At 59.8% G+C, this 16,189-nt stretch carries 15 protein-coding genes; 8 read left to right on the forward strand and 7 right to left on the reverse strand.

Going from position 1 to position 16,189, the window contains the following annotated elements:
- Positions 1-27 precede the first annotated feature (27 nt).
- Entirely contained in the window at positions 28-1,698 is a 1,671-nt protein-coding gene (gene sucB, locus VK574_RS18900; RefSeq protein ID WP_472801430.1) for a 2-oxoglutarate dehydrogenase, E2 component, dihydrolipoamide succinyltransferase, read from the forward strand.
- 195 nt (positions 1,699-1,893) lie between these two features.
- Here the strand turns inward: sucB and VK574_RS18905 are convergent, their stop codons facing one another.
- From VK574_RS18905 to VK574_RS18915, 3 genes are all read right to left on the reverse strand, one after another.
- The gene (locus VK574_RS18905; protein WP_472801431.1) at positions 1,894-2,892 is read right to left on the reverse strand and encodes a cytochrome D1 domain-containing protein; all 999 of its coding nucleotides are present in this window, start codon (positions 2,890-2,892) and stop codon (positions 1,894-1,896) included.
- 236 nt (positions 2,893-3,128) lie between these two features.
- On the reverse strand, positions 3,129-3,560 hold the full coding sequence (locus tag VK574_RS18910) for a VOC family protein (RefSeq protein WP_472801432.1): 432 nt from the start codon (positions 3,558-3,560) through the stop codon (positions 3,129-3,131).
- A gap of 81 nt (positions 3,561-3,641) precedes the next feature.
- Positions 3,642-4,247 (reverse strand): YkgJ family cysteine cluster protein, encoded by a 606-nt coding sequence (locus VK574_RS18915; protein WP_472801433.1) that lies wholly within the window; start codon positions 4,245-4,247, stop codon positions 3,642-3,644.
- A 130-nt stretch (positions 4,248-4,377) separates the two neighbouring features.
- Here VK574_RS18915 and VK574_RS18920 point away from each other — a divergent pair, with 130 nt between their 5' ends.
- The 7 genes from VK574_RS18920 (at position 4,378) to VK574_RS18950 (ending at position 12,571) form a co-directional block, all read left to right on the forward strand.
- Entirely contained in the window at positions 4,378-5,199 is an 822-nt protein-coding gene (locus tag VK574_RS18920; RefSeq protein WP_472801434.1) for a DUF6597 domain-containing transcriptional factor, read from the forward strand.
- 457 nt (positions 5,200-5,656) lie between these two features.
- Positions 5,657-5,953, forward strand: coding sequence for a DUF503 domain-containing protein (locus VK574_RS18925; RefSeq protein WP_348263521.1), 297 nt, complete (start codon positions 5,657-5,659; stop codon positions 5,951-5,953).
- A 94-nt stretch (positions 5,954-6,047) separates the two neighbouring features.
- The gene (locus VK574_RS18930) at positions 6,048-7,757 is read left to right on the forward strand and encodes a GH39 family glycosyl hydrolase (protein ID WP_472801435.1); all 1,710 of its coding nucleotides are present in this window, start codon (positions 6,048-6,050) and stop codon (positions 7,755-7,757) included.
- A gap of 233 nt (positions 7,758-7,990) precedes the next feature.
- Entirely contained in the window at positions 7,991-8,380 is a 390-nt protein-coding gene (gene rbfA, locus VK574_RS18935) for a 30S ribosome-binding factor RbfA (RefSeq protein WP_472801436.1), read from the forward strand.
- Positions 8,381-8,384: 4 nt separating this feature from the next.
- A complete protein-coding gene (locus VK574_RS18940) occupies positions 8,385-9,404 on the forward strand; it encodes a DHH family phosphoesterase (RefSeq protein WP_472801437.1) in 1,020 nt (339 codons plus the stop codon).
- Positions 9,405-9,606: 202 nt separating this feature from the next.
- Positions 9,607-11,403: an ArnT family glycosyltransferase gene (locus tag VK574_RS18945; protein ID WP_472801438.1), complete on the forward strand. Its 1,797-nt coding sequence runs from the start codon at positions 9,607-9,609 to the stop codon at positions 11,401-11,403.
- A 172-nt stretch (positions 11,404-11,575) separates the two neighbouring features.
- A complete protein-coding gene (locus tag VK574_RS18950; protein ID WP_472801439.1) occupies positions 11,576-12,571 on the forward strand; it encodes a GNAT family N-acetyltransferase in 996 nt (331 codons plus the stop codon).
- A 187-nt stretch (positions 12,572-12,758) separates the two neighbouring features.
- Here the strand turns inward: VK574_RS18950 and VK574_RS18955 are convergent, their stop codons facing one another.
- From VK574_RS18955 to VK574_RS18970, 4 genes are all read right to left on the reverse strand, one after another.
- Positions 12,759-12,938: a hypothetical protein gene (locus tag VK574_RS18955; RefSeq protein WP_472801440.1), complete on the reverse strand. Its 180-nt coding sequence runs from the start codon at positions 12,936-12,938 to the stop codon at positions 12,759-12,761.
- The gene (locus VK574_RS18960; protein ID WP_472801441.1) at positions 12,938-13,348 is read right to left on the reverse strand and encodes a DUF6677 family protein; all 411 of its coding nucleotides are present in this window, start codon (positions 13,346-13,348) and stop codon (positions 12,938-12,940) included. Before VK574_RS18960 ends, VK574_RS18955 begins: the two co-directional genes overlap by 1 nt.
- Before the next feature lie 68 nt (positions 13,349-13,416).
- A complete protein-coding gene (locus tag VK574_RS18965; RefSeq protein ID WP_472801442.1) occupies positions 13,417-14,550 on the reverse strand; it encodes an AAA family ATPase in 1,134 nt (377 codons plus the stop codon).
- 215 nt (positions 14,551-14,765) lie between these two features.
- A complete protein-coding gene (locus tag VK574_RS18970) occupies positions 14,766-15,947 on the reverse strand; it encodes a M24 family metallopeptidase (protein ID WP_472801443.1) in 1,182 nt (393 codons plus the stop codon).
- Positions 15,948-16,189 lie beyond the last annotated feature (242 nt).

Consider the following 16,189-nt stretch of genomic DNA (forward strand, 5'->3'; position numbering starts at 1 on the left):
CATCCCGCATGACGGAGTGAAGGATTGATGCCAACCGACGTGATCATGCCCCAGATGGGCGAGTCGATCTTTGAGGGCACCATTACGAAGTGGCTCAAGAAGGTCGGCGAGCCCGTGGAGAAGGACGAGCCGCTCTTCGAGATCTCGACTGACAAGGTGGACGCGGAAATTCCTTCGGAAACGGCCGGCGTGCTCATCGAGATCAAATTTCCCGAGGGGGCGACGGTTGGGATCAATACGGTTGTAGCCGTCGTAGGGGAGAAGGGGTCTGTGGCGAAGACCGCTCCGGCTCTCGAAAAATCCGCTGAGAAACCCACTGCACCGAGGCCTGAGCCGGGCGCTGCTCCCGCTCCACAGTCGGAGTCCCATGCGGCTGGCGCGCAGGAAACGAAAGCACCGCCGTCTATGGCTCGAGCGACAAGCAGCAGTATCGAAATCGTGATGCCGCAGATGGGTGAGTCGATTTTCGAGGGGACCATTACCAAGTGGCTGAAGAAGGTTGGCGACACAGTGGCCAAAGACGAGCCACTGTTTGAAATTTCTACGGACAAGGTGGATGCGGAGATTCCTTCGTCCGTAGACGGAGTACTGACAGAGATCAGGGCGGCCGAGGGCGAGACGGTTCAGATCAACGTGGTTGTCGCGGTGATTGGCGGCAGCAGCAGCACCTCCGGTGGCACTTCCCGTGCGATTGATCGCGCCTTCGGCGCAGCGGAGGCGTTGCCCTCGTCGGTGCCTGTCTCGAAAGCCGTGGGACAGCAGACAGGGCCGGTCGTTTCGGTGGATGCCGGCGGGAAGATCAAGTCGTCGCCGCTGGTGCGGAAGATTGCGAAGGAGCACAACGTCGATCTGCGGCAGGTGCAGGGGACGGGTTCGAATGGGCGGATCAACAAGGACGATATTCTGCGCCATGTAAGTGAGGGCGGCACGAGGGCTGCAGGTGCGGTGAAGGCACAGACAGCCGCACCGCAGATTCCGCAGCCGAAAGCGTTGACGGCGGAAGTTGTGCCGCTGACGAAGATGCGGTCGATTATTGCGCAGCGGATGGTGGAGAGCGTACGGACCAGTCCGCATGTGCACTCGGTCTACAAGGTGGACATGACGCGCATTGTACGGATCCGCGAGCGGGAAAAGGCTGGCTTCGAACAGCGCCACGGAGCGAAGCTGACGTACATGCCGTTTATCGCGGTAGCCGCGGTTGAGGCGCTGCGGCGGTTTCCGATTGTGAATGCGTCGCTGATCGACAACGCGATTCATTACCACGCAAATATCAATCTCGGCATCGCGGTGGCGCTGGAGTGGGGATTGATTGTGCCCACGGTGCGCGAGGCGGAGAAGCGCGATTTTGCGAGCATTGCGCGCGCGATCGCCGACCTTGCCGGACGGGCGCGAACGAAGAAGCTGCTGCCGGATGAGGTGGGCGGCTCGACGTTTACGCTAACCAATCCCGGCATCTTCGGCGATGAGTTTGGCATGCCGATTATCAACCAGCCGGAGGCGGCGATTCTGGCGATCGGCGCGCTAAAGAAAGAGCCGGTGGTGCTGAGCGATGCCGAGGGGAACGATACGATTGCGATTCGCTCGATGCAGTACTACTGCCTTGGTTTCGATCACCGCATCATCGACGGCGCGGACGCGGGGAAATTTATGAGTGAGTTCAAGCGGACGCTGGAGAGCTGGGATCGGGCGATCGGGTAAGCGAGGCCTTTGCGCTTGAGGTTCCAACGCCCCTACGGGGCTGGATTCTTATTACTGCGCTTTCCCAAGGCTGCACCTTCGCGTTTGCTCAGGTTTGCCCTGGGCTATTTTCCTTCTGTCCCTCCGGGACAGTGAGCTGGCCAGTTCGAGAACCAGCCGTAAAACCTGCGGACCGCAATAGTCGCCTTTGCTAACTTATTGCTTCCCAGCCCAGGCGAGGCCGTCGGCGTCTTTCCTGGTTGAGATGGTGCGCGTGACTTTCCATGTTGTGGTGTCGATTTCGGCGACCTGGTTGCCGTGTTCGCAGGAGACGTAGGCGGACTTGCCGTCGGGTCGGGCGAGGAGTTCCTGCGGATAGTTGCCGACGGGAACGGTGTGCGCGACTTGCATGGTCCTCAGGTCGATGACGGCTACCTTGTTCTGATCGGGAAGGGCTACGAGCAGCCAGCGGCCATCTGGCGTTGGTGCGGAGCCGTATCCGATGCCTTCCATGGAAATCCAGTTGGCGACGGTGCTGGTGGCGGTGTCGATGACGGCCATCTGCGGCTTGGTCTGGTCGGCGGTGAAGACCCATTTGTCATCGGGCGAAATCGCGATGCGCTGCGTGTTTCCCGAGATCGGAATCACCTTGAGCACTTTGCGAGCGGCAATGTCGATAACGGAGACGGTGCCCGGGCCGACGTTGGCCGTGTAGGCGCGGCGGCCGTCGTGGGAGAGGACGAGCATGTGGCTCTCGGGCTGGCCAGTTGGGATTGCGCTAAGGATCTTCAGCGTTTTGGGATCGATGATGGTGATGGTCTTGTCGATCTCGGTGGTCACGTAGAGCAGGCCGTCTTTCGGGCCGATCATGGGGCAATGCGGGCGGATTCCGTGATCGAATGCGATGTTGCCAACAACCTTTTGCGCCGCAATGTCGATGACGGCGATGTTGGTGCCATCGGTGCCGGGCTTGCCTACGCCGGAATTGCCGTAGATGGGCACGAAAGCGAGCTTGCCATCGGCGGAGGCGATGACTTCGTGGCCGGTGATGCCGCCTTCGGGGACTGAAGCGAGAACGGTGCCGCTGGCCGGATCGATGATGGCGAGGCTCTGGGCGCCTTTTTCGGCGACGAGGAGACGCGGTTGCTGAGCGACGCACGCGGGGATGGTAAGGCAGACCAGTGCCGGACATGCGGCACGAAGAAAGAAATGCAAGACGACCTCCTGCACTACGCATTGAATCTTACGCGAGTGCGGAGGCCGGGTTGGAATTCAGTTTTCTCATGTCTCAAAATCGAGACATGGGAGGCCGCGCGTTCTACTGGGGACCTGCGGTTCCGTTCACTGGCCGAGCGCCCCAGAGCAACTGCAGGTTCCTCGGCTTCGCTCGGAATGACACGCTCTCCTACTTTGGAATGACACACGCTCTCCTACTAATGACAAGCGAGAAATCAGTGCGAGGCCCAGGGATTGTAGGTGCCTACGCTCCAGCTGTGGCCTTCGGGATCCTTGACTGAGAATTCGCGGCTGCCGTAGTCGGTGTTCTGGAGCTCGCGGACGATTTTGCCGCCGGCCGCCTTGGCGCGTGCATAGACCGCATCGGCATCGGGGACGATGATGTAGGCGCTGCGGGTCTCCTTGTTGTCGAGTTCCAAGGGCGATTTGAAGCCGCGGCCGTACTCGTCGTCCTTTTCTGAGCCGAGCATGATCATGCCGCCGCCGATGGTGAGTTCGGCATGGCCGACGGTGTTGTTGGGGCCGGGGTAGACGGCGTGGCGCTCGAAGCCGAAGACATTGCAGAGCCAGTCGATGGCGGCGTTGGCGTCGCGGTAACGCATGGTGGGCGTGATGGTGGATGGTGAAGCGGGCGTGGTGGTGGACATGAGGAACCTCCGTGGAAAGTCAGAGTACGTCGACAGAGTGGCACTTGAGGTCCACTCTCATCTTGGAAGAATCGGAAATGCTTATCGATTTGCCTGTTTCCTCACCGCATACGCCACCACCGTCTCGCCCGGCTGGCCGGCGTCTTCCACCAGCTTTTCTTCCAACTCGTGTGGAACCTGCATTTCACATGCGGCGATTTCTTCCTCGCTCGCTCCCACAAAGCAAAGCTCGCAACAGCCCAGTGCCTCTCCGGTCCCCATCCGCACCGGCGGCCCGAAAACACGGCACGTCATCGGCCGCCACGCATACACATCGCAAAGCCCGCTCACAGGATCCAGTGCCGGGCAAGGCGCATCGTTCGCGAACTCCTCAAACCGTTCCTGCTCCTCTTCCGTTGTCCCCAGCGTCCCCGTAGCCGCATCGCCCGGAAACTCCTGCCCGAACTCCGCAATCCAAGCCTGCGCGCGTTGTTCGATGGCCTCGGCTTTCTGGGGGTCTGCTGCATGCAATTCCCGCATCCCGGCTTTCAACCGCTCTGCGTCGAGCGCATTGATGGCAAACGCGCCATGACAGCATTGCGTACATCCCGGGCGGCAAACCAGCCAGGGCCCCGCCCGACGCGCCGCATCGGCAAGGGCCTCGTCCATAAGCTGCACGAGTTGCGTATCGCCGGCCGGCAATCCCATGTTCACAGGATAGCGAAGACTGGCGCCGCTGGATTCCGTTCTCTCCGGCCAACGTGCTATAACGGCCTCGAGACGTCCCAGTGACGCACAGGAGGGTTCCCTCCTTCGCTGGGACCTCGTCGAGGTTGCCTTGCTTTTCCTCCAGCGCACCCCCGCTGCCCCTCTTGCGCCGTTCATCCGAATGCTGTGGTATGCCCGCGTGGATCATGCCGCGCACGAGCGCGAACGGATCCTCCCCACTGGGTGCGTCCAGGTAATCCTCAACCTGGCGCGCGACTACGTGCTCGATTGCCCTGAAGGCCGCCCAGAGGTACGCAGGCCACCGGCTCTCGTCGTGGGTGCCCGGTCTGTTTACGAAATCGTCGACACCAGCGATATGGCCGACCTCATTGGCATCGTCTTCTCTCCCGGCGGATTCACGCCCTTCGCATCCGACGCGGCTCACTATTTCAGCAATCAGACGGTTGCGCTTGATTCGATCTGGGCAGACGACACGCAACCGTTGCGCGACCGCCTGCGCGAAATCGATTCTCCGCAGGCACGGCTGCAATGCCTCGAACAATTCCTCGTCGCGCGCTTCATTTCGCGGCTCGAGGGTCGCCAGCGTCCTGCGCAAATTCAGTTTGCTCTGCGCTACTTCGCGCACAATCCCAGCATCGCAAGCGTTAGCGAAACCGCGCGCCAGATCGGGTGGAGCGAGCGCCGCTTCTCCCAGGTCTTCCGCGAGGAGGTGGGACTCACACCGAAGGTCTGGTGCCGCATCCAGCGCTTCCAGCACGCGGTTCGCCAGTTGCACTCCGGCGCCGACATACGCTGGGCCGAACTTGCCCTCGACTGCGGATACTACGACCAATCGCACTTCGCCAATGAATTCCGTGCCTTCTCTGGAGTCGACGCCACAACCTACTCGGCTCGACGCACTGCATGGGCCAACCACATCTCCGATGACTGAGCTTCTCCCATGCATGAACCTGTTATGCAACCATTTGGTTGCGTTATACCCCCCCCCTCCCGGTTTCTGGGAGGAAGTGCACTGGAACCCGCTCTTTACGGCGCCCTCTCTCTCGTAAATATTTGCGCCTATTCGGCTTGCGTTCCAAATATTTCTTAACAAATGGCTTAGCACCGGAGCAACAAGCGCGCGACAAAGACTGAGAAACGGAGAGACTGCTGGTTTCCGGCACTAAATTTTTATTGCTGTTTCTATTGTGCGCCGGGAGCAGGAAATTACCTGCAATTTCGCGGAAAGGATTTTTCGCTTATAGATCAACGGCTTGGAAGGAAAAGGCTGGCCAGGGCAGTTGACAAAAACGAACCCACAGTCCGCGAGAACTTCTGTTTGTTGCAATGCACGACGGGGTTAAAATGAAGCACCCCGGAGAGCGAAACCCCAGAGGCCCTGTGACGCCATGCCCGTCGCCCAGCTAACTCTCGAGTTGCGGATTGAACACGCACAGTCGCTGAAGGATCGGCGACAGGTAGTGCGGTCGATGAAGGACCAGTTGCGTCAGGGGTTCAACATCTCGGTAGCCGAGATGGATGAAGCGGTCACGTGGCAGTCGGCGACGCTGGGGGTGGTGGCGATTTCCGGTTCGCGCAGCTACCTGCACCAGCTGATCGAAGAAGTGGAGCGCGCGGCACGGCGAATGTCGAACGAACTGGGCGCCGAACTCACGGACAGCTTCTGGGAGTATTTGGAGAGCTAAGGCAGAAGCCGAACCGGAGGACGCACGAAGCGAACGCGGCAAAGCTTGTCAAGGCAAGCGGCTGTTCGGCATTATCAAGTCCGGGTGATCGTTGATGCGGAGATGGCTCACTGGTCGGACGATTCGAGTTGTCGTTCTCATTTGTGCGGGCTCGGTGCCGGGCTTCGCACAGCCTGCTGCCCCCGCTTCGGCTTCGGTGAGCATTCGCGTCGATCTTGCAAAATCCCTCGGACCTTATACCCCAATCTACAGATGGTTCGGGTACGACGAATCGAACTACACGACCATGAAATACGGCAAGCAGCTGTTGCGCGAGCTGCATGATGTGAGCTCGGAACCTGTCTACATTCGCGCGCATCACCTGCTGACCACAGGGAATGGGGTTGCGGAACTGAAGTGGTCTTCTTCGAATGTCTTCTCGCTCGACGCCAACGGAAAGCCCGTCTACGACTTCACCATCACCGACCAGACGTTTGATGAGTATCAGCGGGCCGGAGTGCGTCCATTTGTCGAGCTGGGATTCATGCCGAAGGATCTGGCCGCAAATGTGGCCGGGGTGACTGAGTACCAGTTGCATTACCCGCAGCCGACGATGGCGGGCTCATCCAACAATCCTCCGAAGGACTACGCGATGTGGGGCGAACTGGTGCGGAAGTTCACCGAGCACCTTGTGGAGCGGTACGGCCGCGACAGGGTGAGCAACTGGTACTTCGAAGTGTGGAATGAGCCCGACATTGTGTATTGGCACGGGACGCAGGAAGAGTATTTCAAGCTCTATGACTACGCAACGGCGGGGGTTCGCGCGGCGTTGCCCGGTGCGAAGGTGGGTGGTCCGGCGACGACCGGTCCCGGGTCGGAAAAATCTGTCGCGTTCCTCGAAGCATTTCTGAATCATTGTCTCAGCGACCGCAGCGCGGCTGACGGCAAGGCGGTGCCATTGGATTTCATCTCGTTCCATCCCAAGGGACACCCGGAAACGGTGGACGGACACGTGCGCATGGGCCTTGGCGATGAACTGAGGGCGGCCCGAACCGGATTCGATATCGTTGCGAAATACCCGCGATTCAAGCGCCTCCCCATCATTCTGAGCGAGGCCGATCCTGAAGGCTGCGCCGCCTGCTCCATGAAGACGAACCCGGCAAATGCCTACCGCAATGGCCCGCTCTATGCCACCTATACGGCGGTTGCAATGAAAGAGCTATTCGGATTGCAGGACAAGTCGGGAGTGAACCTCGCGGCGATGCTGTCGTGGTCGTTTGAATTCGAAGGCAAGGATTATTTCGAGGGATTTCGCACACTCGCGACCAATGGGATCGACAAGCCGATTTTGAATGTCTTCAGGATGGCGGGCATGATGTCGGGCGATCGCGTGGAGACCGAGAGTACCGGGCGCATTCCGCTCGATGACATCTTGAAATCCGGAGTCAGAGGGGCGCCGGACATAGATGCTTTCACAACCAGGGGAGAGCGACAGGCGGCCGTGATGGTGTGGAATTACCACGACGACGATCTGCCTGCGTCGACGGCAACTGTGCAACTGACGATTGCGGGAATTCCTGCCGGAGTGAAGCGCGTCTTGCTGAAGCACGATCGGATCGATGACACGCACAGCAATTCATACACGGTGTGGAAGCAGATGGGTTCACCTCAGTCGCCGACGGCCGAGCAATACGCTCGGCTGCGCAGGGCTGGGCAACTGGAGTTGCTGAACTCTCCAGAGTGGCTGGATGTCGACGAGGGAAAGGTGATCGTCGAGATGGAGCTGCCGCGGCAGGCTACTTCGCTGCTGCGCTTGCAGTGGTGAGATTTCGCCACGCCGGGTGGGTTTTGTGCCACGGCAAATTGCGCCAGGCACCCTAGTATTCCTGCGCCAGGCTCCCTAGTATTCCAACGATCAACCCGGGTTTGGAGCCGAGGAGTTTAGGCATGATTTCTCCGCGGAACAACGGTACCACTTGTCCCATTTCAGGAATGGTGGCGGTGCGCTGCTCTGCTATCCTGATTGGTTTACTTCGAGCCACTGAGGAGGTGCCGTCGATGCCGGAGCACAGGGGACGAAAGCACCATCAGGACCGAGTGGCGGAGACGCTGCGCGAAGAGATTGGCGCGATGATCGAGGGCGAGCTCTCGGATCCGCGCATTGCGTTCTGCTATGTGACCGAGGTTGTGCTGAACCCGGGGGGCAAGTCGGCGCGCGTGTACGTTGCTGTGGACAATGCCGTTCCCGATGTTGCCAAGGCCGAAGGAGAGACGGTTGCGGGGCTTGAGGCAGCCAAAGGATACATTCGGTTCGGGTTAAAGGAGCGGATGGGTGTGCGCCATGTGCCGGAACTGAGTTTTCTGGCGGACCGGTCGGGGCGTTTCCAGGCGCGGATCGAGGAGTTGATGGATCGATCGCGCAAGCGGCAGAAAGCTCCGGTGAAGTAGGCGCATGGATCTGCCCCGAACCGGCGCGAATGGCCACGAAAGACTGAAAACCGCAGTTGATCCGATTGCGAGCATCCTGAAGGTGATTCGGGAGGGTGAGATCTTCCTGGTCTGTTCGCATGCGGGGCCAGACGGGGACGCCGCGGGCAGCATGCTAGCAATGGGGATGCTGCTTGAGGCGATGGGCAAACGAGCCGACCTGGTGGCGGCGGATCGCCTTCCGGAGATTTACAGGGGCCTGCCGGGTGCCGAGGGCATTCGCACAGCGAAGCACGTGCATGGACCGTACGATGCTGCGATTCTGCTGGAGTGTGACGGGCTGGCGCGCACGGGGCTGCAGGGACTGGAAGAGCTTTTCCTTGTCAACATCGATCACCACGCAACCGGGATCGAATATGCGCACGTCAACTGGATCGAACCCGATGCGACTTGCGTGGGCGAGATGGTGCATCGGCTCTTTCTGGCTGCCGGAGTCGAGGTCACGCCTGCGGCGGCAACCTGCATCTACACGACTGTGCTGACCGATACTGGCGGATTCATCTACGGTGCAACCGGGGCATCGACGTTCGAATTGGCGCGCGATCTGACGCTGGCGGGGGCGAACCCGATTCGCATTGCGCAGCAGGTGTATTTTTCGAAACCGATGGCGAAGCTGCTGCTACTGGGGGCAGCGCTTCAGAATCTGCACCGCGAGGGCCGGCTGGCCTGGCTTTGGATCACGCACAACGACATGGTGCGGAGTTGTGCCGCCGAGGAAGACTGCGAGGGCATCGCGAATTACGCTCTTTCGATTGCCGAGGTGGAGGCGGCGGCCTTTCTGCGGGAAGGGACGGAGAATCGCGTACACGTGAGCCTTCGCAGCAAGGGCAGGATCAACGTCGCAGCGATTGCGGAACGGCTGGGCGGCGGAGGTCATGAGAATGCCTCGGGGTGCGTGCTGGCGGGTCCCCTACGACTAGCCCAAGAACAGATTTTGGGGGAGTTGCGCGGTGCGCTTGCGGGGATGGCCGCGGAGCCGGGTTGAGAACCGGTGCGAATCTGTTAGCCTAGCTTTTGTCTGAACGCGGATTAATTTCTGCGGTTTGCCTTGATTCAAGGTGTGCACTATATTGCCCGGCCAGTGGGGTCCCCCAAACCCCGAGGGTAGGCCGGAGGCTGGTTCAGAGCCGCTCCGGGATGCAGTAGAGGCGGAGCCGCTGGAACGCCAGCCTGGAGAATCGCTCGACGTGGAGATTCAGCTGGACCGAGCTGCACCGGATTCACCCGAAGGCCGACGCTTGCGCCTGCCGACATGGGCGGAAACCTGCGAGGGCGCGGTCTTTGTGATCTTCAGCGCCTTCTTCATCCTTTATGGAGTGGCGCCTCTGCTGGGTGGTGATGGCCTGGGCCTGGTGGGCGCCGATGAACCGCGCTATGCACAGATTGCGCATGAGATGCTGGTGCGCTTTGACGCTTCACATGCTTTGAAGGACCGGCTAAGCGCTTGCGTCACGCCGTATCTCTACGGACATCCCTGGCTGGAAAAGCCGGCGCTTTACTACTGGCGGGCGATGTTTGTGTTCCAGGAGTTCGGGGTGCATGACTGGAGCGCGCGGCTGCCCTCGGCGAGCTTCGCCTTCATCATGGTGGCGCTGATCTATCTGCACATGCGACGATTCCGCCCGGGCGGGCACCTGGACGCGGCGCTGATCACGGTGGCCTGCGCGGGGATTATCGGGTTTTCGCGCGGTGCTTCGACCGACATGCAGATGGCGGCACCGCTCTCGATAGGGCTGCTGGGTTGGTATGCGTGGTACGAGACCAACTCGAAGTTCTGGCTGTTTGATATCTACTTCTTCACCGCCATAGCCACGCTGGCCAAGGGGCCGGTAGCTCCTTTGCTGGCGATGATCATCGTTTTCGCGTTTGCGTTTCTCCGCAAGGAGTGGTCCATCGTGCAGCGGTCGATTTGGTGGCCTGGAATTGCGCTCTACTTCGCCATCACTTTGCCGTGGTTTATCGCAGTACAGCACCAGAATCCGACGTTCTTCCGCGAGTTCTTTCTGGAGCACAACCTGGAGCGCTTTGCCACCAATCGCTACCAACATGCGCAGCCGTTCTGGTACTACCTCGTCGTGGTGTTGCTGGCGGTGATGCCATGGACGGTGATTGCCTTGCGAGCATTCATCGACGGTGTACAAACCTCGGTGGCGGAGTGGCGGCTGCGGCGCCTGAATCCGAAGAGGCGCGCACCGAATCGCCCCGGGGACGCATTTCCTGAGTTTCTTGTGCTGTGGGCGATCATCCCTGTCGTCTTCTTTTCGTTTTCGCAGTCGAAGCTGCCGGGCTACATTCTGCCTTCGATTCCGCCGATTACGATTCTTACGGGAGATTATCTTTTCCGACGCCGGCAAGCAGGTTTGAATCGATGGGAGTTGATGGGGCACGCCGCGGTGTGCGGATTGATGACGACGTTCGCATTCCTGCTGCCCTGGTTTGTAGGACACGGGCCGGTGATGCCGCCGGGGCGCGCGCTGACAGTGGCGCTGCTGGCCTCGGGCGGAGCAGCGCTCCTGATTGTGGTGGTGGTGCAGGGTTACGGGGTGGCCCGTCTGCGCCTGGCAACCACAGGTGTGCTGGTGGTTCTCATGTTTTTTCTGTACGGGGTGGGGCCGTTTTTTGGCATTCCGGCGATTGCGTCATCCAAACGTGCGATTCACCTGTTCGACAAGTCGTACTCGGCGCGACCCCTGGCCGATCATCTTGCACTCCTGGCGCCTTCGGATGAGACGGTTGCCGTTTTCCGCGTGCGCCGCGATGTGGAGTACGGACTAGCGTTCTATCGTAATCGCGAAGTGGTGAATTATGAAGACACTGGCGTGCCCGAGGAAGAGCATCTGCTGGTTGCGCGCATGACGGGGCGGCGCGGCGTGGATCTGCATACAGCGGCAGCTCTGCAGGAGTACCTCGAAGGCCGCCACTATGAAGAGATTCTGAGTTGGCCGGAGCAGGGCCTCGAGGTTTACCTGGTCGGCGCCCGGTAGATTTCAGCTTCCCGCAGGCAAGATTCGGGCGTTGTGTAACTTGCAGGAGAACGGTCAATCGTGGCAAAGTGACCGGAAGGCCCGTTGGCAGCGTGCGCGGTCGTGTGGTGCGTTGCCTTCCTGACTTGTATTGCTGACGCCGGCAAGAGCCGGCCGCATCCAACAGGAAATCATGGCAGCTGGCGTGACTATCGAAATCCTCGATCTGCGGCATTTTGCTGCGCCGGTACTGCGGCCAGTGCTCGATGCCGAAGGAGAGCTGTGGAGCAGGCGGCTGCACTGGGATTATCGCGCCTCGGCGCGGCTGCTGATGCAGTATCTCGACAACCATTTGCTGCCGGGCTATGCCGCGCTTGAATCCGGACAAGTGACGGGGTACGCCTTCTGTGTATACGAAGAAACCAAGGCTGTCATCGGAGATGTCTTTGCGCTGCCGGGACAGAATCCGGAAATTGCGGTTGCTGCGGAGCCGGCGCGTGAGATCGAATCGACGCTGCTGAAGCATCTGTTTGAGACGCTGCTGAATTCGCCCAATGTGGACCGGATTGAGTCTCAACTGCTGCTGCATCCCTCGGGAACGCACGCTGGGATTTTTCAGGATGCGGGATTCGAGATCTATCGGCGGCATTTCATGGTGCAGCAGCTGGCCGGACATTGGAGCGCTCCACGGGTTGATCTGCTGCCCGGACTGGAGCTGAGGCCGTGGCGGGATGAAGACCTGAATGCGGCGGCGCGGCTGATTGCGACGGCATATAACGGCCATCCAGACAGCTTGATCAACGACCAGTACCGCTCGGTGCACGGATCGCTGCGGTTTCTGCACAACATCGTGCGCTACTCGGGGTGCGGAGTCTTTTCCGCGCAGGTATCGCACGTGATTGTGGATCGCGGAAGCCATGAGCTGGCGGCGCTGGTGTTAGGTTCGCGGGTAAGTCCGCAGAGCGGACATATCACCCAGTTGTGCGTGCACCCGAGCTTTCGGCGGCAGGGGCTCGCGCGCATGCTGCTTTCGGTGGCAGCGGCGCATTTTGTGCGACAGGGTGTAAGCGAGATTTCGCTGACGGTGACGGAAGCGAATGCGAATGCGATCGAGCTTTATAAGAACGAAGGCTATGATTGCACGCACATCTTCGACGCCGCTGTGTGGGAACGGGATAGCGTGGCCTGAACGCGCACTCCTGGTTGATTCACTTGTGTACTTTCAAATAGCCGAGGATGCTTTTGGGAACCTTCCGGCAGGCGCAGTGCTTCTGATGCGCCTCGTGCCATTGGATTCTCTGCTCGAGAGTTGCCCTCGGTGGCATCTGATTGTTGGCGTGCCAAAGCTTATTCATGAATGGACTTCTCGAGAGAGTCTACCGAGCGATCAGGTACATGACCCAGCTAATCACGATGGCGGAGCCTACGAAGAGCGACCAGCAGTAGAGGCCGTAGCGAAACATGCGTCGCGGGGTTTCGCGCTGCGTGATTCCGAAGACGGTCGAAGCGAATGTCGCGAACAGGAGCACTGCGGCGAAGTGAGAGGGGCTGAACACTAAAGCTTCCTCCCGGTGCGGATGTTGTGTGCGTCGACGGCGGCGATGATGTTCAAGAGGCCGGCAACGACGATGAAGCGCGTGCCCCAGTCGGCGACGGTGAGTTGAACGGAATCGGTGCCGAGGCCCATGGCGCGGCCCACGATGTAGAGCAATCCGCTGCCGAGATCGCCAGCCAGGCCGAGCATCTCAAGAATGTCGTGCGCGTTTGCGTAAAGGCGGCCCTGCATGGCGAGGCCCAGGACGAACATGCACACGATGGAAATGGCCAGCAACGCGCCGCGACCCCATTTGCGCAGGAGAAAATGTCCGGCGCCGGGGATAAGCCAGCCTGCAATCAGGGGGAGAAAGACGAACCCGCCTTGCGCGCTTTTGGGCGCAGCCGCGTTCTTGTTTTCAGCTTCTGCCATTCCTTTCTGACTATAACGCATGGAACATGGGTCAGGGTTCACGCTGAGAACCACACGGGAGCGCTGTTTCAGGCTGTTTTTTCCCTGATCCATTGCGGGAAGAGGGGATCGAGGAAGAAGTATTCTCCCTTATAGCGGTCGATGACGTCTCTGGAGTCGAGCGATTGCAGGGCCTTTTGCACGGTCGACGCGGGGCCAAGCCGAAACTCTTCGCGGACCCGTTGAGAGTAGATTTCCAACGCGCCGCGATAGGCGAGCGCTTGCAATGCCGCCCGTTGACGCGCCGAAAGCTGTTCCCACAGAAGCTCGTAGTAGGTGGATTGGCTCGCAACGAGGCTCGCAGTCACGGCATTCACGTCAGATACATCGAGCTGGCGCTTGCCCTTGATCTCAGCGTAATCCCAGAGCTCATGGGCAATACGCTGTACGTCGTAGGGAATGAGATCGGCGGCGTTGAGAAGGGCCTGCAGTGCGGAGTCGTCGATAGCCCTGCCACGTTGGGAAAAGTGGCCAGCAATAAAATCACTCCAGTCACTTGGACCGATCTTGTCGAGGAACATCTGGGGCCCGGCTTTGTGGAAGGGCCGCCTGGAGGAGAGCATCTCTTCCATCAGGGAGGGTTGAGAGCCGGCAAATACATAGCCGACTTCTCTTTGCTGCTGGACCTGGTTACGGAGAACATTTTCGACGGAGCCGCCATTGAATTCGGAGATCTGCTGGAATTCGTCGAGGCAGATCGCCATGCGGAAACCCCCGTTTTTTGCCAGCTCTCCGGGAAGGGCGAAGATGTCTGGCGCGATCGGGGTTGGGTCGTATTCCGATCCCTTGCCGAGCGAGACGCTCACTTCGCCGGTGGTCATGTTGTAGTTGATTTCAGGTTTTACCTGGCGGCCGAAGCGGGTGGCCCAGTCCTTGACACGATTCCATGGGCCGGCCGCGCGCAAAACCTTTTCAGCAAATTTCTCAAGGAACTGAGTGTAGCTGGAATAGCTGCTTACGGTGAGGCTGACGGTGTGGATGTGTCGCTTCCGGAGCTTGAGAAGGGCCATGGCAACCAGAGAACTCTTGCCGAACCGTCGGGGAGAGAGCAGAAAAATCTTCTGGCCGTCCGCCAAATCGCGAACAAGGGCACGGAGCTCTTCTTTGCGGTTGACAAAGCCCGCATCATCGACGATTTCGCCAAAGACGAATGGGTTTTCCATATACGCCAACTAGCGTAACGCCCAATGGGGTAATAAGCAAGACCTATCACGCCAACTAGCGTAACGCTAAAGAGCGTAATGGGTTCCCGTCGCAAAACATCGATCAGCTGGATGGGGCCTTCAGGTGGCGAAGCGCCGAAGTCATCTCGCGCTTTCTGGCACGCCGGCGAAATTACTTTGGGAGTTCGCTCATCGCGACCATTCATAACCTGTGCTCAAATACGCACCAGTTCGCGCTGGATTTTGCCGGTTACCCAGGCTTTGTTGGGGGCGGTGAGCATGTCGATTTCACTGCGGATGCCGAATTCGGGGAGGTAGATGCCGGGTTCGACGGAGAAGCAGGTATGGGGCAGGATCTGGCGGATGTCGTGGGTTTCGAGGTTGTCGAGGTGCGCACCGGGGCCGTGGATTTCGTGGGCGATATTGTGGCCGGTGCGATGGGTGAAGTAGTCGGCAAATCCTGCGGCGCGGACCACGGCGCGAGCAGCGTCATCGGCTTCGAAGCCGCAGATGGAGCGGCCTTCTGCGAAAGCCTTTTCAACGGTGGCGATGGCGGCGTCGCGGGCATTGCGGACAGTTTCAAAGACGTGTTGTTCGCGTTCGGTGGGCTCGCGACCTATTACACCCGTCCAGGTGATGTCATAGAAGATGGCATCGGCTTCGTCGAGGCGTCCCCAGATGTCGACGAGCAGGAAGTCGCCTTCTTTGATCTCGGCGGTGCGGTCGGCAGTGGGTTCGTAGTGGGAGTCGGAGCAGTTGGCGTTGACGCTGACGTTGGGGCCGTTTTCCCAGACGAGATTGGCGCGCCTCATGCCTTCCGAGAGCCACTGCACCATGTCATACTCAGTGACTTTGCCTTGCTTCCCTTTTGAGGGGCGCAGGCGGCGGCCGATTTCTTTCCAGGCTTCTTCGAGGAGTTCGTCGATTGCCTTTTGCGCGACGGTGTGGCTGGCGATCTGGCTTTCCGAGAGAACCGCTTCAAATTGGCTGACGAGGTCGGCGGAACTGACGATTTGTTTGCCGATGCTGCGGAGGAACTCGACCGTACCGGCGTCGACCATGGAGACGTACATGATGGCGTTGTCGGGAGAGTACTGCATGGCGATGCGTTTGGCTCCGCCGAGCATGGCTCTGAGACCGAAGGCCAGCTCCTGCCAGCTTGAGTAGAGGCCCTTCGAACCGGAAAGTGTGTCGAGGCGACCCTGCTCGATGCGGTGCACCAGCTTACGCGGCTCGCCGGTGGCGGGGATGAAGTAATACCAGCGGCGCGTGATGTGGGCCTTGGGATCGAGGCCAAGGATGCGCTCGCCGATAGGGTCGCGATGATGGTGGTCGTAGAAGAGCCAGCCGTCGTGGCCGGCCGAGCGCAGGGCCAATTGGATTGCATCCAGGTTCATAGAGGCATTCTAGTGCGTGAATCGGGCCCCGTTCATTCAGAATGACGCAGCCTAAAGGATGAGGAAGAGTTTTCGGTCGGGACGGACGGCGATTGCCCCGGACCTATCCCAGGGTTCCCCCTGGCTATTCTCGGAAGATTGTCTTCTGTTCCCTGTTCGGGTCATTACCTGTGCGCGAAGTGGTATTCACGCGCCTGTTTCGTACCCCTAGACTAGCCGTTGACTTAAGGCCCTGTACTTCC

This window comes from Occallatibacter sp., from assembly GCF_035317045.1.
In the GTDB taxonomy this organism is placed as follows: Bacteria; Acidobacteriota; Terriglobia; order Terriglobales; family Acidobacteriaceae; genus Telmatobacter.